We start from the raw sequence: 24,653 nt of genomic DNA on the forward strand, positions 1-24,653 counted from the left end.
CTCAGGAACGCCTGGCCCGGACGCTGGCCCGCACCCGGTCCGCGATCCTGACCTGGAGCGGTCGCGGCGGCCGCTGGCCCTCGACCCGGCGCCGGGCCCGGTCGCGCTCGCGGGTCCGGTTGGCGAGCTGGGTCAGCATCGCGTCGTGCAGGCTGATCAGCCCCGGGAAGGCGAGCGGCTCGACCGGCGCGGGGCGGCGGCGTACCACCCAGACCGGTTCCGCGTGCTCGACCTTGAGGTAGTCGCACAGCGCCGGCCCGAGCAGGTCCGCGGGCAGGATGCGGTGGAAGGAGAGCCCGTGCCGGGTGAGCCGGTCCTCGAAGTCGTCCCCGTAGTAGCGGACGTGGTCGGCCTGCCCGAAGCGGACGACCCGCTCCGCCTCGGGAGCCGAGGGGTCCTCGTCGGTGGTGGTGCCGAAGCGGATCGGCACCTGCACCAGGGCGAGGCCGCCGGGGGAGAGCACCCGGGCCAGCTCGGCGATGGCCGCGTGGTCGTCGGGCACGTGCTCGAGCACGTGGTAGCAGACGAGCAGGTCCACGCAGGCGTCCCTGACGGGTAGCCGCGTGATGTCGCCCAGGGCGTCGACCAGTCGGTTGTCCAGGCCGAGGTCCAGCCGCAGGTAGCGCGAGGGCTCGAGCGCCGACAGGCAGGAGATGGACTGGGGCGTCGGGGCGATGTCGAGCACCGTCTCGACGTGGGTCAGCTGTGGGCCGATCAGGTCGAGCAGGAGCGCGAAGAAGCGGTGGCGCTCCAGCCCGCGGCAGCGCGGGCAGCGGGCGCCGGGCCGACCGTTGGGTCCGGGCCGGAACGGCCTCTTGACCAGTTGTCGACACACGGTGCAGTAGTGGATCTCCCCAGCCCCCATGGGCGGGAGCCTAGCGGTGTCGAACCGTGTGGCACGGTTGGTCCGGTGAGCGGCTTGGTGGGCTATGTGGAGACCCGACGCGCCGTGCTCGCCAGCACGGCTGATCCGCTGGTGCTGCGGGGAGGGGGCCGGCTCGACCACGTCGAGGTCGCCTACGAGACCTACGGCGAACTGTCGCCGGCGCGCGACAACGTGGTCTTCGTCTGCCATGCCTTGACCGGCGAAGCCCACGCCGCGGGCCTCCACCTGGGCGCCAAGAAGCGTGGGTGGTGGGACAACATGATCGGCCCCGGCAAGCCGGTCGATACCGACCGCTTCTTCGTGGTCTCGCCCAACCTGCTCGGCGGCTGCTCGGGCACCACCGGCCCGCAGTCGATCGACCCCGCGACGGGGTCGCCGTACTGCCTGGACTTCCCGCTGCTGCACATGTCGGACCTGGTCGCGGTGCACCGGCGCCTGATGGCGCACCTGGGCGTGAGCCGGCTGTACGCCGGGGTCGGCGGCTCGCTGGGCGGCATGCAGATCCTGCAGTGGGTCATCGACGCACCCGAGGAGGTGGAGCGCGCGGTGCTGGTGGCCGCTTCGTCGCGGCTCTCGCCGGAGAACATCGCCTTCTCCGCGGTTGCCCGCGAGGCCATCATGAATGATCCCGACTTCCACGGCGGGCGGTACGTCGAGCACGGGGTGACCCCGCGCCGGGGCCAGAAGGTGGCCCGGATGATGGCCCACATCACATACGTCTCGGGCCAGTCCCTGGAGACCAAGTTCGGGCACCGCCGCGACCGCATCGGCGATGACTGGACCCTGGCGCCGGACTACGCCGTCGAGCACTACCTCCAGCACCAGGGCGAGACCTTCCTGGACCGGTTCGACGCGCTGAGCTATCTCTACCTGACTCGGCTGCTCGACTACTTCGACCCGTTCGCCGACCCGTGGACGCACCAGCGGCTGGCGGCTGCCCGGACCCGCTTCCAGGTCACCTCCTTCGACTCCGACTGGCGTTTCGACACTGCCCAGTCCCGGCGGCTGGCCGAGTGCCTGACCGAGTGCGGGATCGACGTCGACCTCGCCGAGCTCACCTCTCCGCACGGCCACGACTCCTTCCTGCTGGAGCCGCCCGGCTACCACGAGCGGGTGGCAGCCTTCCTCGATTGACCCGGCTTGCTGGCGGGATGTGAGGGCACCAAAACGCCAACGCGAATGGTGCTTTCACATCCCGCCACGCGGGTTTGCAGGCCCGTGAACCTCCCCTGTTCTGGACTATCGGGGGAGGGTGGCCGGTCCTAGTGTGAAAAGCGCGGCGACCCGAAAGGGTGTCGCCGCGTGAGCTCGGGAGGTCCCGATGAACACACGCACACCGGTACGCCGGACGGCCTCGATCCTCGGCGCGGTGGCGGTGGTCCTCGGGCTGCTGCTCTCGACCTGGGCGGTGGGCGCGGTCGCCCAGGAAGAGCCCGCCACCGCGACCCTGGTGGGCACCGTCAGCGGGCCCGACGGCCCGATCGCGGGCGCGGAGGTGAGCATCAACGGGTTCGGCGCCAGGGGCTACTTCACCGTGCGCACCGTGCATGCCGACGCGGCCGGCAACTACCGGGCCGAAGGGCTGGCCGCCGGAAACACACCCGGCGGCGGCTACCGGCTCGGCTTCGTCGCCCCCGGCTACATTCCCGAGTTCAACGACGGCGAGGTCGACCTCGCCGCCTCGACCAGCGTGATCCCGGTGCCTGTCGGGGAGACCCGGTTCGACTCCTACCTCGAGGACGGACCCGCATATCTCGCCGGCCGGCTGACGGTGCGGGGCCAGCCGGTGCGGGGGGCCCAGGTCAAGTCGGCCCGCTACAGCACCCGCCTGGGCGTGGCTGGCTTCTACTCGACGAGCCTCACCAACGCCAACGGCGAGTGGAGGATGCCCGTGGCACCCGGCACCTACTGGCTCTACGTCGGCGGGGACTACCCGGTCTCCGCCCCAGTGCGGCTGCCCAGCGGCGATATCGAGGTGCCGGTCGACGGGAGCGTGAGTGGCCTCGATGCGGACCTGGACGTCCCGGTCATCGCGGGTCAGGTCACCGGTGAGGGACAGCCGATCCCGGCCTTAGTGTCGCTCTCCCAGTTCACCGACGCGGGTGACTGCTTCGGGACGCCGACGCTGGCCACGGACGACTCCGGCTACTTCGCCTTCCTGGGAGTTGCCTCGTTGGGCGGCGCAATCCCTCGGGCCGACTACTACCTGCGGGCCGAGCCGCTGGAGCCCGGCGTCTTCCAGCCCGAGGTCTACCAGGACTCCCAGACCAACTGCGGTGCCCCGTCCACCCCGTTGTATGCGCCAGCGGGCGTTACCACCGTGGCCAACATGGACCTCAGCCGCAGCTCCTCCACACCGACCCCAACGGTCACTCCGACCGTCACCCCAACGGTCACCCCGACCCCGACGGTGACCCCGACCCCGAGCCCCGCACCGCCACAGGTTCCCGTGGTGATCGGCAGCCCCCGGGTCGGCAACTACCTCCTCGGCGTCCCGTTCCCGGTGAAGGGGGCCACGATCTCGGTGCAGTGGCTCCGGAACGGTACGCCGATCAGCGGCGCCACCAGCCTGCTCTACCGGGTGGGGAGGCAGGACCGGGGTGCCAAGGTCGCCCTCCGGGTGACCTACACCCGCGCCGGGCAACCGCCGGCGGTCGTGGTGAGCCGTCCGCTGACGGTGTCCTGATCCCGCTGACCCCGTGAAGGGAGGCCAGAACACCAGCTGGCCTCCACAAACCGGGCTTTCAACTCCCGCCACGGCGGCTGTGCACAGGGTTCGGCTGCCTGCCGCCGGCCGGGTGGTCAGTCACGGGACATTCGGGTCATGGATCCGGACGAGTGGGGTGCGACCTGTCGACCGGTCCGGGTGGTGCATCCGGTGCGGCTGGACCCGGACGGCATCACCGGTCCGACCCGGGGGCAGGCGAGGTCGGTCACGTGGCGCCGCTCCAGTCGCGGGCTCTACGTCCCCAGCGGGGTGCCACTGACGCCCGAGCAGCGGGCGGCCGAGGTCGCCGGGGCGCTGCCGTCCGGGGGGCTGCTGACCGGCTGGGCGGCGCTGCGGCTGGCCGGTGCCGGCTACTTCGACGGCCTGGCCGGGGACGGACTGACCTGGCTGCCGGTGCCGGTGCGGATCCCGCACGAGACCCGTCGGGAGATCCCCGGCGCCCGGGTGATCCGCACGACCGCGCCTGGCCCGGCAGTCTTCCGCCAGAGCCTGCCGTGTGCGGATCCCGAGACCGCGGTCCTCGACCAGATGCAGCTGGCCGGGTCCGGGCGAGCGGCCGTGGTGGTGATGGACATGGCCGCGCTGGCCCGGCTCACCTCGATCCGCCGGGTGCGGGACCGTCTGGCTGACGACGTACGACGGCGGGGGACCAGACGGCTGCGCTGGGCGCTGGACCACGCGTGCGAGCGGAGCCGGTCGCCGAGGGAGACCCTGATGAGGCTGGTCTGGGAGCTGGACGCCGGGTTCGACCGGCCCCTGGTCAACGCTGAGGTCATCGACCTGGCCGGCCGGTTCGTCGGCGTCGCCGACCTGTTGGACCCGGTCTCAGGCGTCGCCGGCGAGTACGACGGTGCCAACCACCGCACCCGGGCCAGGCACCGCAGCGACGAGGAGCGGCGGGAGCGCTTCCAGGCCGTCGGGCTAGAGCGGTTCACCGTCGTCGCGGGGGACAGTGTCTCCACCCAGGTCGCCCGGATGACGGCCGCCAGGTCCCGGGCCAGGTGGCTGCCACCGGGTCAGCGGCGCTGGCGGGTGGCTTGAGCCGTGACGGGAAGCCAGAGCACCACAATGCAGGCCCGGATGGTGCTTTCAGCTCCCGCCACGAGCAGGTGGGGCAACCGGGGTTTGAACCGCCCGGCTCCGGGCATGACTCATCGACCACCAGGGGCACAACGACGGGAGCAGCCAATGAGGGACATGTTCGTCGGGGTGACCTACATCGGCAAGGCGACCAGGGAGTGGCGCCACCTCCGCGGCTTGATGACCGAGACCGCCGAAGACTTCGCGGCGGCGCCCATCGGCGTGCTGCCCTCCCGGGTGCAGCCCACCGGGGAGGCGTTCTTCCAGGCCTGGACGACGTACGCCGGGGAGGCGGCCAGGGAGGCCGGCGAGTTCGTCACCTCCCTCCAGGCCACCGTGGAGGACTTCCAGGGCGTGGAGTCCCAGGCGGTGGAGCAGTTCACCGGGTTGTCGGTCGCTCGCCTCGACGACACCACGACCAACGGCACCCCGGCCAACAACACCGCCCTCTCCTCGCGGCTGGGTGCGGTGGGGTGACGACCACACCCGTCACCGTCACCCTGCCGCTCGCCGAGCCGGCCGTCATCGCCCGGCCCGAGGGTGACCCCGACGGCATGGACCTGCTTGCTGCCACCCTGCTCGAGGCCTCCGGGAGGTACGACGAGTTCTCCGACGAGGCGGGCCAGCTGCGGCTCGACGGGGCGTGGCGCGGGGGCAGCCAGCAGACCTACGCCCAGCGCACGCGCATGGTCAGCGAGCAGGCCGAGCGGATGGGCGACACCGCCAAGCGGGTCGGCCGGGTGATCCTGGCCTGCGCCGACCGGCTGCGCCACCACCTGCGCACCCACGAGGAGCTGGTGGCCCGCAAGGCCCGCCTCGACGAGCGACTGGAGCGGCTCACCTCGGCGATCAGCTCCGCCACCGCCGTGACGCCGGAGCAGGCCACCGCGTGGCAGGGCAGCGCCGACGACCTCGCCGTCGACTACAAGGTGCTGGTGCACGACGAGCGCGAGCTGCGCCGCGGCGTCGCGGACAACGAGGACCTGCTGCAGCAGGCGCTGGACAACGCCATCACCCGTGACGACGTGCTCTCGGAGGTCGGCGGGCGTCCCGACCTCGCGGTCCGGGCGATGGAGAAGGCAGGCTCCCCGCGCAGCGGCGCGGCCCCGGCGGCGGTCCGGGAGTGGTGGCAGGGACTCTCCGCGGAGGAGAAGCGGGCGGTGTCGGCCTCGTACGCCCACCTGATCGCCAACAGCGACGGCATCCCTCCGGAGGTGCGCGAGCGCGCGGACCGGACCCGCGACGAGGAGATCACCATGCGGCTGTCCGCCAAGACGGCCGACGGCACGGTGACCCCCAAGGAGGCCAAGCGGCTGGCGCGGATCCGGCGCGAGGCCGAGGAGGACTGAGCCCGGGCCGAGGGACGGTGCGGCGTCCGTTTCAGTCCGGCAGCACCTCACGCAGCACCCGCAGCGTGTTGAGCCCCATGATCGCGGCGACGTCCTCGGCGCTGTGCCCGCGCTCGGTCAGCTCCTGGGTGATGACCGCGATCTCGCTGGTGTCCCAGGCCACCGTGGTCGCGCCGTCGTAGTCGCTGCCCAGGGCGGCGGTCTCGATCCCGGCCACCTCGATCACGTGTTCCAGGGCGTCCACCACCGCGGCCGGCGAGCGGTCGCAGATGGCGGCGTCCCAGTAGCCGATCCCGACCACGCCACCGGTGGCGGCGACGGCGCGGATCTGGTCGTCGGAGAGGTTGCGGTTCTCGTCGCAGGTGGCCTGCACGCCACCGTGGCTGGAGACCACAGGTCGGGTGGCGATCCGGAGGATCTCGGCCACCGCGGCCTCACTGGCGTGGGCGATGTCGACCACCATCCCGAGCTCCTCCATCTTGACCACCGCGGCCCGGCCCAGGTCGGTCAGGCCGCCCTTGTCGGTGCCGTGCATGGAGCCGGCGGCCTTGTTGTCGAAGAAGTGGGTGAAGCCGGCCATCCGCGCCCCGGCGTCGTAGAGCTCGGTGAGGTTGTCCAGGTCGCCCTCCAGGCTCTGCAGCCCTTCGAGGGAGAACAGGGCGCCGGTGACCTGCTCGCCGGCGGCCCGGGCGGCCAGCAGCTGGTCCAGGTCGCCCTTGGTGCGGACCAGCTGGAGCCGGCCGTCGGAGTCCTCGGCCGCCTGCTCCAGCTTGTCGGCGTGGTAGAGCCCGCGCTGGAGCAGCGAGGTCCAGGTGCGGGGCGGCTGGAGCTGGGCGACGGTGAGCAGGGTGATGTTGTCGGACTCGTCGCTGTTGGCCTCGTAGTTCTGGCCCTTGGGGGACTTGGTGACCGAGGAGAACACCTGGAGCGCCACGTTGCCCTCCTCCAGCCGGGGCAGGTCCATGTGCCCGCGGTCGCTGCGCTCCAGCAGGTCGCGGTTCCACATCAGGGTGTCGGAGTGCATGTCCGCGATGGTCAGCTCGTCGTGCAGCGCCTGGGTCTGGGGACTGACCTCGGGCAGGTCGGTGGCCACCACCCGGTTGAGCCTCCGCTCCACCACACCGGGGACCAGGGCGAAGAACCCGACGAGGCCGACGACCAGCAGCAGCGCCAGCCCCAGCACGGTACGTCGTACCCAGCGGCGTCGCGGCCGGACCGAGGCGTCAGAGGCGGAGTCAGCGGCGGAGTCGGGCGCGGGGTCCGGAGTGGTGGTCACCGCCGGAGTCTAGGAGCAACCGGCCCCGCACAGGGGCGAGCCGAGCCTCAGCGCTTGCGCGGCTTCGGCACCCGGCCGAAGGTCCGGTTGCAGTTGTCGCCGTTGCAGTTGCGCAGCTTGCCGGCTCGTCGTTCCAGCTCGGCCACGACCCGGGCGTAGCGCCGGGTGTCGACCACGTTCTTCAGCTCCCACGGGTCGCGCTGGCGGTCGAAGAGCATCTTCTCGCCGGTGTTCATGTCGCGGGCGTAGGTGTAGCGCTCGGTGCGGACCCCGCGCAGCGCCCAGCCCTTGTGCTTGAGCTTGCGGTCGGTGGCGGGGTTGTACTTGTAGCCGGTCTGGATGAGCGTGGTGTCGCGCCACCACTGGTCCGCGCCGCGCAGCGTGGGCGCGAAGGAGGCGCCGTCGGTGGTCAGGTTGGGCTGCACGTCGGTGAGGTCGGTGATGGTGGCGACGAGGTCGACCAGGGTGACCGGCAGCGGCGACCTGGAGCCGGGGGCGATGCCGGGACCGGCGATCACCAGCGGGACCCGCAGCGTCTCGTTGACCAGGTTGTTCTTCTTCTGCAGCCGCCGCTCGCCGAGGCTGTAGCCGTTGTCGGAGGTGAAGACCAGGTAGGTGTTGTCCAGCTCGCCGGAGGCGGTGAGGGCGTCGACCATCGAGGCGACGGCGGCGTCCACCGACTGCAGGGAGCGGACGCGGGCCTGCCACTTCTTCTGCACCACCGACTTGGGGTGCGGGTCGGGCTGCATCTTCGACGGCAGGCCGCCCTTGACCCTCTTGTTGTAGGAGCGGGCGGACAGCGAGGGAGCCTTGAGGTGCTTGGCCACCGCGGCGTACTGCTTCTCGTACGGCGGGTTGACCAGGCCGCCGCGGCCGGTCTGCTGGCGCTCGTGCGGGGCCACGTGGTTGGAGAAGAGCAGGAACGGCCGGTCCGCGGCGGAGAGGGCGCGGATCGCCGAGTTCGTCTTCTCCTCGATCCGCCTGGTCACGTAGTCGCGCTTGTAGCGCTCGTTGCCGAAGAAGCGGAACTTGAAGTAGTCGGTGGGGTTGCCGGTGATGGGCTCCCAGATGTTCCAGCCGGGGTCGCGGGGGCTGTCGTTCTCGTAGCCGTTGACGTGCTTGCCCACGAAGGCGGCGTTGTAGCCCTGCCCGGCGAACCAGGTCCCGATGGTGTTGCCGGTCTTGAGCCGGTGGTAGCCGCCGTACCGGGACTCGTTGTGCCGCACGCCGTTGTTCTGGGCGTACTGACCGGTGAGCAGCTCGACCCGCGCGGGGCAGCACAGCGGGTGCGGCGAGGTGGCGTCGGTGAGCTCCATGCCGCGGTCCCTGATCAGTGCCCGGGTGCGCGGCATCTGCTTGAGCTCGTCGGCCCGCATGTCGTCGGTGAGCACCACGATCACGTTGGGCCGGTCGTCCCGATCGGCCCCGGCACCCCGGTCGGCGGTCTTCAGGTCGCTGGCGTCGACGGTGGCCGGCACGTAGGCAGCGGGACCGGTGCGCGTGGGCTGGGCGGGGGAGGCAGTGGTGAGGGCGGAGACGAGCAGACCCGCGCACAGCAGTGCTCCGAGCGAGCGGGCGACGTGGAACATGACGTCATCCTCTCACCGGCCGCCGACTGGGGCGGCAGGACGGCTTTGTGCCACGCCACCCGGACCTTGGCGTGAGCGGAGACACACTACCTACGTTTAGGTAACTCCGGGTCCGCGCTCTCGCCACCGCGCACCCGGCGCCCCTACGTTCGAGCGGGAAACGATCCGCCGTCTCGGGCTTGTCGCAGAAGGAAGTTGCCATGCCCAGAATGTTTCGTCGGATGAGGCGGACGCTGCGGTGCCGCAAGCGCTACGGCCCGCACTGCCCCCACGTGGAGCGCCATTCCTGATCCCGCGCAAGGCGTGTCCCGGACGCGGTCAGCCTCGTTTGAAGGGTGTGCGCTCGGGGCAAGGTGCCCCTCAAGAAGCGGGGGGTCACCACATGGATGCAGGAACTGACGGCTCGGACCACGAGTCGGGTCACGAGTCGGGTCACGAGGCCGTGAGCCAGGACCCGTTCTGGTCCGTGGTGCGGCGCCGCCATCCCGACATCGACATCGTGCTGCTGCCGCCTGCGGCCGGTGGGTCCGACGAGACGCCGCCCGGCGTCGCGGTGCAGGAGCCCGAGACGGTCGCCACCCACGCCGACGAGTCGGTACGCCGTACCTGGGCGCGGCTGGTGGGCGACCACGCCAGCGCAGTGCGGGTGGAGACCCGCTGGCTGCCCGGCGGCGCGCCGGACCGGATCCGCCGCGAGACCACCTTGACCGCCGAGGGCGTGGAGACCTCCGCCGGCGTACGGCGGCTGCGTGCGGCGATCGGCGTGCTGGAGGGCGACGGGTGGCACGTGTTCGTGCCGCCCCGGGGGGTGCCGCGGCTCAACGCCGGCCAGGGCGCCGACCAGGCCGCCGCCGAGGACGCGGAGCTGGCGGCCGGGCTGGGCCGCCGCGAGCTGTTGATGGTGCTGGTGCCGGAGTCGCACCGCCTGGTGCTGCGGGTCCGGTCCGCCGACCACGTGGTCGGGGCCGGGGCCCGGGAGCTGATCGGGCAGGGGGAGTCATGACCATCGGCTGGGAGTACGACCCGCTGGTCGCGGGGGCGGTGAAGTGGGACGACCTCGGGACCCTGCTCCAGGACTCCGCCAAGGACCTGGGGTCGGCCTCGACCGGCGGGCTGGCACCGGGCGTGCAGGGGGCGGCCAACTCCTTCCTGACCGCCTGGCAGGGCTACGCGGGGGAGTCGGCGGCGATCGCTGCGGGCATGGCGGGCGCGCTGCGCGCCTCCGTCTCCGACGTCCAGGGCACCGACGGCGAGCAGTCCGGCGGCTACAGCGCGCTGGACTCCCGGCTGGGGCCGTCGCGATGACGGTCACAATCAACGTCCCGGCCGCCGAGCCGGAGATGACCGCGCCCAAGGGCGAGGCGGGCAGCGCGGACACCCTCGCCGACACGCTGTACGCCGTGGCGGGGCGCTACGAGGAGGTCGGCGACACCGCAGAGACGCTTCGCCCGATGAACGGCGTGTGGACCGGCGACGCCTACCAGGCCTACCAGGACGCCGCGGGCCGGGTCTCCACCGAGCACTCCGCGATGGGCACCACGGTCAAGCGGGTGGCGCACGCGGTCACGGCGTACGCCGACAACCTGCGCGACCTCAAGCGCGCCTACTGGGACCTCAAGGACCGGCGTACCGCCCTGGACGCCACCCGCTCCACCCTGATCAGCGACATCGAGTCCGCGGTCGACCTGACCCCGGCGCAGGTCACGGCGCTGGAGACCCGGGCCTCGGACCTGGCCAAGAGCTACCGCGACCTGGTCACCGACCACGACGCGTGGGCGCGCCGGGTGCAGGACAACGAGGACCTGCTCCGCCTCACCTTCGAGGCCGCCACCAGCCTCAGCGACGCCCTGTCCAAGGACGGCGGGGTCAACGACACCGCGCGGGACGCGATGACCAAGCCGGGCGCGCCCGGCACCGGAGCGACCCCGGAGCAGACCAAGAGCTGGTGGGACAGCCTCAGTCCCGCCGAGCAGGAGGCGGTGATCTCCGCCTACCCGGGCCTGGTGGGCAGCGCCGACGGACTGCCGGCCGACGTCCGCGACCAGGCCAACCGGGTCTCCCTGGACGGCGACCTGTCGCGGCTCGGCGCCAAGGAGGACGACGGCACCCTGGACCCCGACGAGCGGCAGATGCTGGAGAACGCCAAGGCCACCCGGGACGCGCTCAAGACCGCCGACGGCTACGTGCTGCCCGGCACCGACCCGCCCGAGCGTCCCGGCGGCCAGCTGTGGCTCTACGACCCCGGGGCCTACGAGGGCGACGGCCGGGTCGCGGTCGGGGTCGGCGACCTGGACACCGCCGACGACGTCTCGGTGCACATCCCCGGCATCAAGACCACGATGGCGGACGTCGGGGACTACACCGAGAACGCCGCCAACCTGTACGAGTCCGCCCGCTACAACGGCGACGGCTCCACGGTGGCGACGATGTTCTGGCTGGGCTACAACACCCCCGAGGACGCCATCGACGTCGACACCGTCACCCGCGGCCGCGCCGAGGACGGCGGCCGCCGGCTGGCCGAGGCGATCGACGGGATGCGGGCCAGCCGGTCGGGCGACCCCGCCCACATGACCGCCATCGGCCACAGCTACGGCTCCACCACCACGTCGTACGCCGCAGTGGACCACGGCCTGAAGGTCGACGACGTGGTGCTCATCGGGAGCCCCGGCGCCGGCCCCTCGGACGACGCGTCGGACTTCAGCGTCGGCCGCGACCACGTCTACGTGGGCCGCAACAGCCGGGACGCGGTGGCGTTCTTCGGCGACGAGGGGTGGCTGCACAACCCCGGCGGGCTGGGGGTGGACCCGTCCTCGCGCGACTTCGACGCCACCCGCTTCGAGGCCGAGTCGGTCGAGCGCGGGGACCACCGCAACTTCGACGACCACAGCCGCTACTTCGACCCGGACAGCGAGTCGCTCTACAACCTCGGCCGGATCGTCGACGGTCACGGCGACGACGTCAACGAGGCCGAGCAGAGCTACGACCCCTGGTGGCGGTGGGCCGAGGACAACGAGGGCGAGCGGGAGCCGACCAGCGACATCCCGGGCCGCTCGGACACGGGCCAGTGAGGGGTCACGTGCGCCACGCCACCGTGCTGGTCGCCGTGCTGATCACCGTGCTGGTCGCGGGTCTGGCAGGGTGCGGATCGGATCCGGAGGAAGGGAGCGCGCCGGTGGACACCGACGAGCAGCGCGAACAGGTGGTCTCCCGGCTGCGGGAGATCTCCGAGACGGTCGCACCGCAGGGCGAGGTGAGCGACCTCTACGGCAAGTGGACGGTCTGCGGCGGCCCGCCGGACGCGGGCGTGGAGTACCGGGCCTCGGGGCGGCTGGTGCCGTCGGTCGACCCGGGCGCCAGCGTGCAGGCTGCGGCCGAGGCGCTGGTGGCGCAGGGATGGACGGTGACCGAGGAGGGGAGCGACCCCCAGCCCTGGGCCAACCTGGAGCGGGACGGGGTGACGGCGTCGTTGCGGATCAACGCCTACCGCAGCGACGAGGTGACGTTCTCGGTCGCCGGCGACTGCGTGGAGCTGGGCGAGGGTGGGACAAAAGGCTGGGACTACTCCCGCGAGCGCCTGGACGGCTGAACGCGGGAGCAGTCCCGGGTGGAGCGTCTGCGCTACTTGGCCTTCTTGGCCGCGGCGGCGGCCTGCACCTCGGTCTTGGAGCCGGTGGTGCTGAGCTGGCCCGAGGAGCTCTCCAGGTGGGCCCGGATGAACCAGTGGAACTGCTCGAGCTGCGAGGTCTGCGAGACCAGCAGGTCCTCGGAGATCGGGTCGAGCTCGCCCACGGTCTCGATCGCCTCGCGGCAGGACTTGATGAGGCCCGTGTAGACCAGGTCCAGCGCGCCGAGGTGAGCCTGGGCGGTGTCCTTGCCGATGGAGTACTCGTCCCAGCCGCGGTCCTTGACCATCGCGCCGGGGGTGCCGACCGGCGTGCCGCCCATGGTGGCGATGCGCTCGGCGGTCTCGTCGGCGAAGCCGCGGACGGCCTCGACCTGGGGGTCGATCATCTCGTGGACGGCGATGAACGTCGGGCCGACCACGTTCCAGTGCACGTGCTTGAGGGTCAGGTGCAGGTCGGTGTAGGCGTTGAGTCGGTCCTGCAGCGCCTTGATGACGGTCTTGCTGTCCTTCGCGGTCATGCCGGGCACGTTGAAGCCGGTTGCCATCTGTCCTCCTGTTGTCGGGTTCGCTTTCTGTATACCCGTTCCGGGGACTTGGTAGTCACCGCCGCCTGGCCGGGCCCCGCTCGCAGCGTCGGGTGACCTCCGCATCGCAGTAGTCCCGCGTGCCGGCGTCGCCGTCGGCGCGGTCCCGACCCGGCCCGCCGATCAGCCGGTCGCCGACCTGGCGCTTCTGGCGGGTGCCCTTGAGGACGTCGCGTCCCGGCCCGCCCAGCGCCACCCAGCGGCGTACCCGCGGTATCTCGCCGGGGACGGCGTCGTAGGGGTACGCGAGGCTGATGCGGTCCGGGCCGGCCTGGCCCCGCACGACGAGGTCCTGGGCTTGAGCATCGACGTGGTCGGCTCCTGGACCGGCGTTGACCCGCACCTTCCGGCCTCGGGGCCACACGCCGTCGTCGCCGGCCCCCGCGTCGACCGTCACCTGGTTCGCCCTCACCTCGATGTCGTCATCGGCTGCGGTCCCAACGACCTTCACGCGACCGTCGGCCACGCGGGTCGTGGCGTACACGCTCTCGAACCCGGTGAACGGAACGCTGGTGCCCTCGCAGGTCAGCGTGTCAGCGAGGCGGATGGTCAGCGTCGCGCACCTGTTGATGAGGGCGACGGTGTCGCGACCCGGCCCCCCGTCCGCCGAGCGGAACGTCAGGCCGCGGCTGGGTTCGTACTCGGAGGTTTCCAGGTAGTCGTCGCCGCCCCCGAGTCGGACGTCGCCGTAGGTGCCGTAGTCGAACCTCAGGGACTCCCTCGCGTCGGAGCCGAGGAACGACACCGGGACCTTCCAGTCATCTTCCCCCTTGTCGCCGAAGTTGAAGGTGTCGATGTGCCCCTGCCACGCCAGCACCTGGACGCCCCCTACTTCCGCGCGGCGGGCGACGTTGTCCACCAGGAAATCACCGCGAGCCGCGGGCTCCGCGGCGCCGGGCTTCGGGAGCTGCAGCGTGGCCTGGGTGGCAGCGCTGACGTCGATGCTGCCTCCGGGGGCCATCGTTCCGGTGTAGTAGAGGAAGGACCCGCCCGGCCCGAAGGTGATGCGGTCGGCGTTCGCCGCGCCGGGAGGAGCGATCGACCAGACCGCGTCGGCGTACCACTCCGGCTCGTAGGTCGGCTGGTAGGGACCGCCGCCCATGTCGATGACGTCCCGCTGGTCACCGGGGGGAGGAGGGTCGGTGTGGCCGTCGTAGTCGTCGGTGGCGGTCTCGGCGTAGACGCGCTCGCGAGTCTCGCTGTTGCCGGTGAACGTGTCGCTGCCCGCCCCGAGGCCGACGTCCAGGCTGTACGCCCCCGTCCCCGGGGGGTTGACCACGACGTCGTCGCCCGACCCGGCGTCCACGCGACCCCTCGCCTCCCCATCCCCGGGCACTCGCTGGATCTGGGCGAGGCAGATGGTGTCGTTGCCGCCGAGGGCGTCGAAGGAGCCCCAGCCCCCGGGTGTCATCGCGACCACGTCGTCGCCCTCGGTGCCGCGAAAGACCGTCGCGCCGGCCACGATCGTCACCGGCTTGCCGAGACAGGTCGTCGCGGCCGCGGGTCCGGCGGGTGCCGCCCCCAGGGCCGGTACGGCGGCGACGAGCGCCGACAGCGCCGCGAACGGGATGAGGACAAGCCAGACACGCTTCAAGAGATCCCCCGTGGTCATCGTCGGTCGCTTCCTCGCGCCGGGCCCCGCTCGCAGCGTCGGGTGACCTCCGCGTCGCAGTAGTCCCGCGCGCCGCCGTCCCCGTCGGCGCGGTCCCGCCCGGGCCCGCCGATGAGCCGGTCGGCGTGCTTGACCTGACTGGTGCCCGTCAGCACATCGCGTCCGGGCCCGCCGAGTGCCACCCACCGGCGTAGCACGGGTCGCTTACCCGGGACCTTGTCGCGGGGTTGCGAGAGCGAGATCCGGTCCGCGCCGGCCTGGCCGCGTACGATGACGTCCTGGCCGTCCGCCTCGACGGTGTCCGCCCCCGATCCTGCGTTGACCCGGACCCGCTGAGCCCAGACGGCGATGTCGTCGGCGCCGCCGCCCGCGTGGATCGTCACCCGGTCGGCGACAGCAGTGAGGTACTCGTCAGCCCGGGTCCCGACGAGGGTCACGTGGCCACCCGCCTTGTAGTTCGTCACCGGCGCGCTTTCGAAGCCGGAGTAGGCGGCGCTGCTGTCGTCGCACGTCACCCTGGCCGCGAGGCGGATGTCCAGGCGGGAGCAGTTGTGGACGAGGAGGGCGGTGTCGTTCCCGGGGCCGCCGTCGGCCGAGCGGAACATCACCCCGTCGCTGGAGGAGTACTCGGCCGCCTCCAGCCAGTCGTCGCCGCCGCCGAGCCGGACGTCGCCGTAGGTCCCTTGGTCGAACCGCAGGGTCTCGTCGGCGTCGGAGCCGAGGAACGACACCGGCAGGTCCCACGTCTCCTCGTCGGCGAACTGGTAGGTGTCGACCCGTCCTTGCCAGGCGAGCACCTGACGGCCCGCCACGGAGGCGCGGCGGGCGACGGCGTCGACCAGGAGCTCGCCACGAGCCACGGGCTCGGCGGCGCCGGGCTCCGGGAGGTGCAGCGTGGTCTGCGTGGCAGCGGTGACGTCGAGGCTCCCCTCGGGGGCCATCGCGCCCCGGTAGTAGAGGTAGGCCCGACCCTTCCCGAAGGTGATGCGATCGGCGTTCGCCGCGTCGCGGGGAGCGACCGACCAGACCGAGTCGCGGTACGACTCCGAGGCGCCCTTGTTCTGGGGGGCAGCACCGCCCATGTCGATCACGTCCCGATGGTCACCGGGGGGCGGAGTCTCGGCGTAGCTGTACATCTCGGTGCTGGAGTCGGCGTAGACGCGCTCGAGCATCGTGGGAGCGCCGGTGCCGACGAACGTGTCGTTCCCGGCGCCGAGCCCCACCTCCATGATCCCCGTCGCCCGCTGCCCCGGGGAGTAGACGACGACGTCGTCGCCGGGCCCGGCGTCCGCGGCTCCGTAGGGTGCGCGCGGGTCCCGGCCTCCGGTGGCCGCGCCCGAGGCGAGGCAGATGGTGTCGTTGCCGCCGAGGGCGTCGAAGGAGGTCCAGGCCCCGGGCGTCATCGCGACCACGTCGTCGCCCTCGGTGCCGGTCGTCACGGCCTGCGACGCCACGATCGTGACGGGCTTGCCGAGACAGGTCGTCGCAGCCGCGGGTCCGGCGGGTGCCGCCCCCAGGGCCGGTACGGCGGCGACGAGCGCCGACAGCGTCGCGACCGGGATGAGGACAGGCCAAGCACGCTTCACAACAGACCCCCGTAGTTGTCCTCCGCCGGCACGGCGAAGAGGCACAGCCGACCACACGTGCTCGTCATTGGCAATGAGGCCGGTCACAGAGGCGTGGGGCTGTCCCGAGTATTGCAAGAACCCTTTCGAAAGGGTACTTTCGATCCGTGCCTGACGAACCCCGCCGCCTCAAGGACCCCCGCGAGCTGCGCGCCATCGCCCACCCGCTGCGGATGGCGATCCTGGAGCAGCTGACCATGCACGGCCCGCTGACCGCGACCGAGCTCTCCGAGCGGCTGGGGGAGTCCCCGGCCAACTGCTCCTGGCACCTGCGCAAGCTCGCCGAGCACAACTTCGTCGAGGAGGCCGAGAGCACCGGCGGGCGGCGCCGGCCGTGGCAGGTGAGCTCCATCGGCATGGGCTGGAATCAGGAGGACGACGCCGACGCCGAGACCCTGATGGCCGGCCATGCGCTGACCCGGATGTGGCTGGAGCGCTGGGTGGACCGGTTCCTGACCGCCGAGCAGGCGGTGGCCGACAAGCCCGAGTGGCGGCGCGCGGCGACGCTGAGCCAGAGCGCCACCTGGCTCACCGCCGACGAGCTGGCCGAGATGAACGCCGAGATGTCGGCGGTGATGATGCGGCACCTGGACCGGCTCGAGGACCCGAGCAAGCGTCCCGAGGGGGCGCAGCTGTGCGAGCTGGTGGGCTGGGGTGCTCCGGTCGACCCGAGCATTGCGGGGGAGTCGCGATGAGGGCGGCGTTCGCCCAGGCTGGCTTCAAGCGGCTGTTCACCGGGCTGTCGGCCTCGATGCTGGGTGACTCGATCATGCTGCTGGTGCTCAGCATGTGGGTCAAGACGCTCACCGACTCCAACGCGATGGCGGGTCTGACGTTCCTGTTCATGTGCATCCCCGCGGTCTTCGGGCCGCTGCTGGGGGTGCTGATGGACCGGGTGAAGCGCAAGCCGCTGCTGGTGTGGGGCAATGTGGCGTCCGCGGTCGCCGTACTGCCGTTGCTGGCGGTGCGCGACGAGGGCGACGTGTGGCTGATCTGGCTGGTGGCGTTCTTCTACGGCATCAGCTTCGTGGTGCTCCCTGCCGGGCTGAACGGTCTGCTCAAGGAGATGATGCCGGGCCACCTGCTGGTGGAGGCGAACTCCTCGATCCAGACGGTCAAGGAGTCCTACCGGCTGTTCGGGCCGCTGCTGGGAGCGGCGCTGTTCGCCGGCCTCGGCGGCTGGGCGGTGGCGCTGATCGACGCCGTGACGTTCCTGGTGGCCGCCGCGGTGATCGCCACGATCCCGCTGCTGGAGGAGGAACCGGTGCGCGACGAGTCGCCCATGTGGGTGCAGCTCTCCTCCGGGGTGCGCCACATCGTGGCCGACCACGTGCTCAAGCACCTGCTGTTCGGCTTCGGGCTGACGCTGCTGGTGCTGGGCTTCATGGAGGCCTCGATCTACGCGCTGCTCGACGGCTTCGAGCGGGAGCCGACGTACGCCGGGGTGCTGGTCTCGGCCCAAGGCGTGGGGGCCATCGCGGGCGGGCTCTGCTCGAGCTGGCTGATCAAGCGGCACGGCGAGGTGGCCGTCGCCATCCTGGGCCTGACTGTGTTGGCGGTGTCGATCGGCGGGATGGCGCTCTCGCCGCACATGTGGGTGGTGCTGGTCTTCGCCGCGGTCTGCGGGGTGTCACTGCCGCTGATGATGGTCAGCTACATGACGCTGCTGCAGCGACGTACCCCGCACGCGCTGATGGGCCGGGTCTCCACCGCGGCCGAGGTGGTGCTGACCACCCCGCAGGCGATCTCCCTGGGGATGGGCTCGCTCCTGGTGGTGCTGGTGGACTGGCGGATCATCTTCGCGCTGATGGCGGTGGTGATCGCCGTCGCCGCGGCGTACGTCGCGGTGCTGCTGCGCGCCGAGCTGGGCCCGGCGCGCAGCGCTGAGGAGCAGACTCAGTACGAGCCGGCGGGGTCGGCGATGAAGGCCAGGTCGTCGGGCTGATCGATGCGATAGCTGCCGCTGGCGTTGCAGTTGTAGTTCTGCCCGAACGAGGTGACCGCGACGATGATGTTCTGCTCGGCGATGGCCGGGGTGGTGATGTCGAACGTCGGGCCGCCGGAGTCGCCGAAGCAGGTGCCTCCGGTGGTGCCGCGTCCGGCGTGGGAGAACATCACCGCGGTGTCCCGCAGACCGTAGGCGCCGCGGAGGCTCACCAGCCGCCGGTCTGCCTTGCGCCGGGTGTCGCCACCGAAGGAGCTCTTCGGGCTGCTGCCCTCCAGGCCGTAGCCGACGGACTCGAACAGGGCGCGGTTCTTGGCGCCCCCGGCGTAGCGGTCCAGGTAGCGGGGCGTGGGCAGCGTGCCGTACTCGGGCAGGACGATGGGCTCGCTCAGCTCGACCACGCCGAGGTCGTGCTGCAGGAACTCCTCGTCGACGTAGTCGGGGTGGGTGAAGGTGGACTCGGCCTCGGACCACTGCGGGCTGGCGTCCAACAGCGCGGCCCAGGTCTCGTAGCGCTCCTCGTTTCGGTCCGGGACGAACGTCGAGCTCGGCGGGAACACCGAGTAGTCCGGCGCCTCGGCCACGGAGAACCACACGTCGGTGCCACCGGACAGCGGGTCGGCCGGGACCTCCCCCTCGACGCCGACCGCATAGGTGCAGTGTCCGGCGGTGACGACCGTGTCGGGGTCGATCAGGGTGCCGGTGCAGTTGAACCAGCCGCCCGGGTCGTCGAAGCGGGAGTCGGCCGCGTCGGGGACGTAGAAGAAGAGCTGTCCGACGAAGGGGTGCTCGCCGGCGTCCGGCTCACCGCCCACGATGGCGGAGGCGGGCAGCATGGGGGAGAGCAGCAGGCCGCCGACGGCGACGGCCGCGGCGCGGAGCAGGTGACGGTTCATCCTGAGGAGTCCTCACTGGCTGGGGTGGGGGCAGAGAGGCACCAGTACATGCGGGTCGGGAGGTGTCCGGAATCCCTCCGATTGGGTACGTCGCCGCGGATGCCGACCTGGCCCGCTGTCCATCGCCAGCCCCAGTGCAGCCACGGGCCAGGTACGCCGGGACGATGGTGGGGTGATCGAACGCCACCAGAAGACCCTGCGGCTGCTGCTCGCGGCGTACGTCGTGGTGCTGTTGTTCGTGGTGTTCCAGCCGGTGGCCGACGTCGGCAACGGCGCCATCGACCGCGTCTGGCGGCTCCTGGTCGAGCTCGGGGCGTCTTCCAGCTTCGCCCCCCGCAACGGGTGGAGTTCGTGCTCAACGTGGTGATGTTCGCGCCGGTGACCCTGCTGGGCTATCTCTCGTTCCGCTGGCGGTGGGCCGACTGGGTTGTCGGCACTTTCGTGGCGTCACTGGCGATCGAGTTCATCCAAGGGGTCCTGTTGCCCGATCGGTCGGCGACGTCCAGCGACGTCGTCTCCAACACGCTGGGTGGTCTGGTGGGCGTGGCCTGCGGGTTGGTCGCGGGCAGCTATGCAGGGAAGCGCGCGAGGTGATAGACGCTCCCGATGAGGGCCGCGATCAATTGCGAGCGAGCTGAAGTAGAAGGTGCTCATACGAGTCCGTGACGGCCTCCCAGCGATAGGCCTGAGCCGCGTGCTCCTTGCCCAGTTTCCCCCGGCCGAGAGCCGCATCGGGAGCCAACTCGTCCGCGAGGATGGCATTCGCCACGGTCGCCGGGTCGCTGAAGAACCGGGCATGACCAGCGGTCACTTCGTGGTTGAAGTTGACGTCGAACGCGGTGACGGGGGCGCCGCAACCGAGGGCGCGCAGTAGCGACGGGTTCGTGCCGCCGACCGAGTGACCGTGCAGGTAGCTGAGGCTGTTGGCGTACAGCTGGTTCAGGAGCTCCTGATCCCAAATCCCCCGAGCAGGCGTACGTCGCCCTGCTGAGCCAGCCGGCGCACCCGGTCCATGTATTCGTTGCCATACGGGGCGGAGCCCACCACAACGAGAGGAAGCTCGGCCTTGGCGGCCACATGCCCTTCCACGATTTGAGTGACGTGGTTCTCCGGCTCCATCCGGGCAACAACAAGGTGATAGCGGTTGCGCTCAAGACCGACCTTATTGAGTAGGTCGTCACCGGCGTCCAGGATCGGTGCGCCGTATGGAATGAAGTGACTGTCGCGTCCGTAAGCGGTCCGAAGATGCTCGGCGATGCCCCGGGCGTCTGCGATGAGGGGCACGCCGGACGCGGCGGCCTTCTCCTCCGCCCGCTTGTAGTACCGGGCACCAGCACCCTTCCACTTCTCACGCTTCCACTCCAGCCCGTCCATGTGGACGGCGACCGGGATGCGGGCCATCTTGAGGAGGCGAAGGTAGGGCGCGTTCGCCGCGTTGAAGACAATGGCGGCGTCCGGGCGACTGCCGATGGCATGCGCGACAGAGAGACCCGTGTGGCTGAGTGTCTCCAACGAGCGCTTGCGCACGGCAGGGAGATTGATTAAACGCATCCCGAGGTGGGTTCGTTCGTCCTGCCCAGCGTTCCTGCAGTACACGTCGACCCGATGGCCGCGCTTAACAAGCCGCTGGCCAATCTCCTCGATCGCGGTCTCGAACCCTCCGTATTGCGCTGGCACACCGCGTGTGCCGATCATCGCGAACCGCAGTTGCGAGATCCCCATGCCTGTGCCCCCCCTGGTGGCGCGACGCGGCGTCTGCCTTGGTGTTGGGGCTAGATGCTACGCGCCGGGGACATGCTTCTGCTGATCGGCGCGGATACGTGGTACAGCCCAGAGAGAGGGCAACGGGTCAGATCAGATGAACAGGGTCCCCACAACCGCAATGCTCGTCCCCCGCGATGGACGTCGCGTCTACTACTTCCGAGCAGTGATGGCGCGTAATGAGCCGCAGTGCATGGCGAGCGGCACGGTGTGGTTCCTCGACATGCCCGCAATGCGCACACTTGACCACCGGCCGGGTGGGGAGTCCAACAGAGAACATGCCCTAATGAAGCATGCGACGTAGATCACAACCACTGCGTTGACCGGATTTAACCCGATTGTGGTATGTCGATGCGTCAACACCGGGTATAGGCCGCTTCGCGCAAGACGAGGGTGTTGGGGCCGCGAGTGCGACCAAAGCGGGGCGAGACGAGGTCAAAGTCCGCAGCACGCCGAGGAAGGGCGGGAAGTCGAATGCAGGGGCGGATGCACGCTCTCAGGTGACGGTTGACCTGCCCCGTCACAAAGGTTCCAGTTCCTGTAGCAAAGTGACTGCCTTCACCGGAAATCTGAACACTGTGCCTACCCGCCCGAGTTCCGCGCCCGAGACATCGTGCTTGTCCGTGCGGGCAAACCGCAGAACCAGACAGCTCACGAGCTCAATACCCCCTTCACGCTGTCCAAGTGGCCCAGCAAGACCGCATCGACTGTGGCGAAACCCCGGGCCCGCCACCACCGAGCCAGCAGGGCTCCGGGTCGCTCGCCGGCGCATCCGCGAACTCGAGACCGAACTGGTGATCGTCCAGCCGCGAAGTTCCTGGGCGAGGACAAATCCCCGCCCGACAGGGCTCTACCCGTGATCGATCGACTCGTCGAACACCGGGGTCCCGTCCGATCGTTACCGACGGCTCCTGGCGTGACACGGCAGGACTATTACAAGCAGAAGTGGATCTGACCCCCCAATGCAACTGCGCCGCCAATGGTTCACCGGGCTGATCCGCGAGGTCCACGTCGCCTCCCGGCGCACCTACGGGTACAGGCGCATGCATGCCGAACGCACCATGGGGATGAGCATCACCATCTGTGAACGCACCGTCTGGCTGCACATGAACCGGGCCGGCATCTACGGACTACCCGGGACCGGCCACGGGCAACCGGCTACGCGGCGTGGTAACCCCCGATGATCGGAAGTTCCACCGGTTCCGTTCCAGCGAGCTTGGGTCACCGACACCACCCAACTCAGGACACCTTGGGTACCAGCAGTCGTCGCAACACCTACCGGATTCCAAGCGCGTGAAGGCTTGATCGAATGTGCCCCTGTGCTCGGCGCCTACAGCCGCCGCATCGTGGGCCGGCCCATCGGCTCCAAGCAAGACGACACCCTCGGGGTCAACGCCCTCCACATGGCCATCCGCAACCGTCACCTGAAGCCGGTTGGATCGTGCACGCCACCCACGGAAACCCGTTCACTTCCTGGGTCTTCGGCTAGAAGAACCGCTCCGCCGGGCCTCCGTTCTTCGGTACCGTCGGCGACGGCCTGGACAACGCCATGATGGCGAGCTTCTGGTCCTCGATGTGGGTCGAGCTTTTCAACCGCCGAGGATGGAAGACCCGGGTCGAGCTCGCAAACGCATCTTCGGGCACATCGAGAGCTTCCACAACTGCCGTCGACGCCACCCCGCGCTCGGCTCTCACACTCCAATCGGGTACGAACTACCTCCGTTCCCCGACAACATCGCCGAAGCCAGTTAGTCACCGCAATTGGGACCCAAACGGTGAGGCAGGTCACGATGTCGCCTACGCGTGTATCGGGTCCCCTACAAGATTGTTCCGCCGGGGGGATCCAGCGAGAGGGGCGCGCAGACCTAAACTAGTCTTTTCATCACTCCGTCCGAGGGCTCCCCGCCCGTGGACGCGGCCTAGGGGGACGTCAAAGTGAAGATACTGATGTGTAACCCGGGCGCGGAGCGATACGGCAGCGATCGCATGGCGCTCGAGGGAGCTAACGCGCTGATCGAGGCAGGTCATGAGGTTGTCCTCATAACTCCGAACAGCGGCCCATTGGTTGACGACGCGCTCTCTGCTGGCATGCAAGTTGGGTATGTGCGGGTGCCGGTTCTCCGCAAGGAGCACCTTTTACCACACAGGCTGCTCGTCCTGGCATGGGCGTCGATCCTGGGGACATTTAACGCTGTCCGCGTGCTACGCCACCATCGACCAGACAGAGTCGTAGCCAATACATCGACCCAACCAGTTTGGTCACTTGCCGCTCGTCTGACGGGCTCAACAGTGGTAGTGGTGGTGCACGAGGCCGAGGCGGGAACCAATCCAATCGTGCGTGCTGGCGTCCTGATGCCGCTAGTGCTTGCAAACGAACTCGTCGTCGTTAGCGAGACGGCAAGGGAGTTCGTGACAACGTCAGTGCTTCTCCGGCGGAAGAGGATACATACCGTACGCAACGGGCGTGACTGGACGACGTACTTCCGAACTGCAACCCGGGACCGCGCAGACGTGCCGAAAATACTCGTTAGTGGGCGGCTGAGCCCACGTAAGGGACAGGACCTCGTGCTCCAGGCTGCCCATCGTTTACGAGTGAAGGGTATAGAGGTAGAGGTACTTTTCGCGGGAGACGTTTACGCTGGGTATGAATGGTTCCAAGAAAAACTCGAAAACGATGTTCGACTATACGGACTGCAGGGCAACGTTACATTTTTGGGTTTCGTCGATGACATGGCAGAACTGTTGGAACGCGCCGATGTGTGTGTGGTGCCTTCCCGCGTTTCGGAATCATTCGGTTTAGTCGCCGCAGAAGCGATGGCAGCGATGAGGCCGGTGATCGTATCCTCAGGTGGAGGCTTGACCGAAATTGTTGAACACGGCAAATCTGGCCTTGTCTTTCAGTCAGGGGATGCGATTGCTTTGGCTGCCACACTCGAAGAGATGCTCGCCAAACCAAAGATGGCGGAGTCACTCGCCTTGGCTGGATACGAACGCGTCAATCACCATTTTGGACAGAGGGTATACCGGCGAGCGTTCGTCGACGCCGTTATTGGGCCTTCGCGTGAAGGGATAGGCGAATGAATGACTCGGTCCTTATGATGTCATTGGTTGACCCATGGAAGGCGCGCGATGGAGGCACACTGAGGAATCGTGCGACCGAAACGTACTTAAGGCGGGCAGGCTGGGACGTTGAGACACTGTTTCCTCAGGCTAAAGACCATGAGGGGCCAGGATTCTCCACAGTGCCCAGCCGACTGCGCAACTTCAAGCGGAAGATGCTTCCTATGCCCACGTCACTAGGGGCACGGAATGCAACTATGCGACGCGTTGTTCAGTCCTCGGATGCCACGTTGATGCACGTGAGTGCGCTGTCCCAAGCGCCCTATCGACGGTACTCTCAGGCTCGACTCTGGCTAGACTTCATGGACTTATGGAGCCAATTCGCCCTGCGAGAGGCAGACGCAAGGAGTGGCATCTACTCAGCTTCCGCGCGTCTCCAATCTATGTGGCTACGACGAGCCGAGAGGCTGGCCTGTAAGGACGCGTGGCTCACCACAGCGGCCGGTTGGACGGACACCCAGACTCTTCTTGGGCGCGGAGTAGAAGCGGTGTGGTTGCCCACCACGCTTCCAGACGACGAATTCTATCCGGTCCCGAAAGACGGTTCGAACGGTCTAACTGCGGGGTTCTTAGGCAA

22 protein-coding genes and 1 pseudogene are annotated in these 24,653 nt (G+C 69.6%); 15 read left to right on the plus strand and 8 right to left on the minus strand.

The features are described from left to right. Position 1: 1 nt before the first annotated feature. Positions 2–865 (minus strand): class I SAM-dependent methyltransferase, encoded by an 864-nt coding sequence (locus C0R66_RS02990; protein ID WP_101523448.1) that lies wholly within the window; start codon positions 863–865, stop codon positions 2–4. Positions 866–910: 45 nt separating this feature from the next. On the opposite strand from C0R66_RS02990, the gene metX reads away from it, so the two are divergent. The 5 genes from metX to C0R66_RS03015 all read left to right on the plus strand — a co-directional run bounded on the left by metX (position 911) and on the right by C0R66_RS03015 (position 6,043). Next, positions 911–2,020, plus strand: a complete 1,110-nt coding sequence (metX, locus tag C0R66_RS02995) for a homoserine O-acetyltransferase MetX (protein ID WP_101523449.1) — start codon at positions 911–913, stop codon at positions 2,018–2,020. A 187-nt stretch (positions 2,021–2,207) separates the two neighbouring features. Continuing rightward, positions 2,208–3,572: a carboxypeptidase-like regulatory domain-containing protein gene (locus tag C0R66_RS03000; RefSeq protein WP_101523450.1), complete on the plus strand. Its 1,365-nt coding sequence runs from the start codon at positions 2,208–2,210 to the stop codon at positions 3,570–3,572. Positions 3,573–3,710: 138 nt separating this feature from the next. Continuing rightward, on the plus strand, positions 3,711–4,655 hold the full coding sequence (locus C0R66_RS03005; protein WP_101523451.1) for a hypothetical protein: 945 nt from the start codon (positions 3,711–3,713) through the stop codon (positions 4,653–4,655). A 147-nt stretch (positions 4,656–4,802) separates the two neighbouring features. Next, positions 4,803–5,171: a hypothetical protein gene (locus C0R66_RS03010; RefSeq protein ID WP_158647860.1), complete on the plus strand. Its 369-nt coding sequence runs from the start codon at positions 4,803–4,805 to the stop codon at positions 5,169–5,171. Then, entirely contained in the window at positions 5,168–6,043 is an 876-nt protein-coding gene (locus C0R66_RS03015) for a hypothetical protein (protein ID WP_101523453.1), read from the plus strand. The genes C0R66_RS03010 and C0R66_RS03015 overlap by 4 nt, the downstream gene beginning before the upstream one ends. A 31-nt stretch (positions 6,044–6,074) precedes the next feature. Here the strand turns inward: C0R66_RS03015 and C0R66_RS03020 are convergent, their stop codons facing one another. Together C0R66_RS03020 and C0R66_RS03025 are read right to left on the minus strand one after the other, a co-directional pair. Further along, entirely contained in the window at positions 6,075–7,319 is a 1,245-nt protein-coding gene (locus C0R66_RS03020; protein WP_101523454.1) for a dipeptidase, read from the minus strand. A 47-nt stretch (positions 7,320–7,366) separates the two neighbouring features. After that, positions 7,367–8,908 carry a sulfatase-like hydrolase/transferase gene (locus C0R66_RS03025; protein WP_101523455.1) on the minus strand — a complete coding sequence of 514 codons (1,542 nt, stop codon included), beginning with the start codon at positions 8,906–8,908 and terminating at the stop codon, positions 7,367–7,369. A gap of 382 nt (positions 8,909–9,290) precedes the next feature. On the opposite strand from C0R66_RS03025, the gene C0R66_RS03030 reads away from it, so the two are divergent. From C0R66_RS03030 to C0R66_RS03045, 4 genes are read left to right on the plus strand one after another with little or no spacing between them, the layout of a single operon-like run. Then, positions 9,291–9,911, plus strand: a complete 621-nt coding sequence (locus tag C0R66_RS03030) for a hypothetical protein (RefSeq protein ID WP_101523456.1) — start codon at positions 9,291–9,293, stop codon at positions 9,909–9,911. Next, the gene (locus tag C0R66_RS03035; protein ID WP_101523457.1) at positions 9,908–10,213 is read left to right on the plus strand and encodes a hypothetical protein; all 306 of its coding nucleotides are present in this window, start codon (positions 9,908–9,910) and stop codon (positions 10,211–10,213) included. Before C0R66_RS03030 ends, C0R66_RS03035 begins: the two co-directional genes overlap by 4 nt. Further along, positions 10,210–11,976, plus strand: coding sequence for an alpha/beta hydrolase (locus C0R66_RS03040; RefSeq protein WP_101523458.1), 1,767 nt, complete (start codon positions 10,210–10,212; stop codon positions 11,974–11,976). Before C0R66_RS03035 ends, C0R66_RS03040 begins: the two co-directional genes overlap by 4 nt. A gap of 8 nt (positions 11,977–11,984) precedes the next feature. Further along, entirely contained in the window at positions 11,985–12,494 is a 510-nt protein-coding gene (locus C0R66_RS03045) for a hypothetical protein (RefSeq protein WP_101523459.1), read from the plus strand. Positions 12,495–12,526: 32 nt separating this feature from the next. Here the strand turns inward: C0R66_RS03045 and C0R66_RS03050 are convergent, their stop codons facing one another. From C0R66_RS03050 to C0R66_RS03060, 3 genes are read right to left on the minus strand one after another with little or no spacing between them, the layout of a single operon-like run. Then, positions 12,527–13,078 carry a Dps family protein gene (locus C0R66_RS03050; RefSeq protein ID WP_101523460.1) on the minus strand — a complete coding sequence of 184 codons (552 nt, stop codon included), beginning with the start codon at positions 13,076–13,078 and terminating at the stop codon, positions 12,527–12,529. A 55-nt stretch (positions 13,079–13,133) separates the two neighbouring features. Continuing rightward, on the minus strand, positions 13,134–14,729 hold the full coding sequence (locus C0R66_RS03055) for a hypothetical protein (RefSeq protein WP_158647861.1): 1,596 nt from the start codon (positions 14,727–14,729) through the stop codon (positions 13,134–13,136). Then, positions 14,726–16,315 (minus strand): hypothetical protein, encoded by a 1,590-nt coding sequence (locus tag C0R66_RS03060; RefSeq protein WP_101523462.1) that lies wholly within the window; start codon positions 16,313–16,315, stop codon positions 14,726–14,728. Before C0R66_RS03060 ends, C0R66_RS03055 begins: the two co-directional genes overlap by 4 nt. A gap of 146 nt (positions 16,316–16,461) precedes the next feature. Between C0R66_RS03060 and C0R66_RS03065 the strand changes: the two genes are divergently transcribed. Together C0R66_RS03065 and C0R66_RS03070 are read left to right on the plus strand one after the other, a co-directional pair. Then, on the plus strand, positions 16,462–17,049 hold the full coding sequence (locus C0R66_RS03065; protein ID WP_101523463.1) for a winged helix-turn-helix domain-containing protein: 588 nt from the start codon (positions 16,462–16,464) through the stop codon (positions 17,047–17,049). Beyond that, the gene (locus C0R66_RS03070) at positions 17,046–18,299 is read left to right on the plus strand and encodes an MFS transporter (protein WP_101523464.1); all 1,254 of its coding nucleotides are present in this window, start codon (positions 17,046–17,048) and stop codon (positions 18,297–18,299) included. The genes C0R66_RS03065 and C0R66_RS03070 overlap by 4 nt, the downstream gene beginning before the upstream one ends. Here the strand turns inward: C0R66_RS03070 and C0R66_RS03075 are convergent. Further along, positions 18,251–19,195, minus strand: coding sequence for a S1 family peptidase (locus C0R66_RS03075; RefSeq protein ID WP_158647862.1), 945 nt, complete (start codon positions 19,193–19,195; stop codon positions 18,251–18,253). The two genes, C0R66_RS03070 and C0R66_RS03075, sit on opposite strands and share 49 nt — an antisense overlap. A 172-nt stretch (positions 19,196–19,367) precedes the next feature. Between C0R66_RS03075 and C0R66_RS18545 the strand changes: the two genes are divergently transcribed. Together C0R66_RS18545 and C0R66_RS18550 are read left to right on the plus strand one after the other, a co-directional pair. Next, positions 19,368–19,562 carry a hypothetical protein gene (locus C0R66_RS18545; protein WP_158647863.1) on the plus strand — a complete coding sequence of 65 codons (195 nt, stop codon included), beginning with the start codon at positions 19,368–19,370 and terminating at the stop codon, positions 19,560–19,562. Next, positions 19,547–19,789 (plus strand): VanZ family protein, encoded by a 243-nt coding sequence (locus C0R66_RS18550; protein WP_158647864.1) that lies wholly within the window; start codon positions 19,547–19,549, stop codon positions 19,787–19,789. The genes C0R66_RS18545 and C0R66_RS18550 overlap by 16 nt, the downstream gene beginning before the upstream one ends. 345 nt (positions 19,790–20,134) lie before the next feature. Here C0R66_RS18550 and C0R66_RS03085 read toward each other — a convergent pair whose 3' ends face one another. Further along, positions 20,135–20,917, minus strand: coding sequence for a DUF1972 domain-containing protein (locus tag C0R66_RS03085; RefSeq protein ID WP_199286784.1), 783 nt, complete (start codon positions 20,915–20,917; stop codon positions 20,135–20,137). 649 nt (positions 20,918–21,566) lie between these two features. Between C0R66_RS03085 and C0R66_RS03090 the strand changes: the two are divergent. After that, a pseudogene (locus C0R66_RS03090) lies at positions 21,567–22,708 on the plus strand (transposase family protein). A gap of 183 nt (positions 22,709–22,891) precedes the next feature. Beyond that, complete coding sequence (locus tag C0R66_RS03095) at positions 22,892–24,037, plus strand: glycosyltransferase family 4 protein (protein WP_101523466.1); 1,146 nt, start codon at positions 22,892–22,894, stop codon at positions 24,035–24,037. The last annotated feature ends 616 nt before the right edge of the window (positions 24,038–24,653 follow it).

Source organism: Nocardioides houyundeii (assembly GCF_002865585.1).
GTDB classification, from domain to species: domain Bacteria; phylum Actinomycetota; class Actinomycetes; order Propionibacteriales; family Nocardioidaceae; genus Nocardioides; species Nocardioides houyundeii.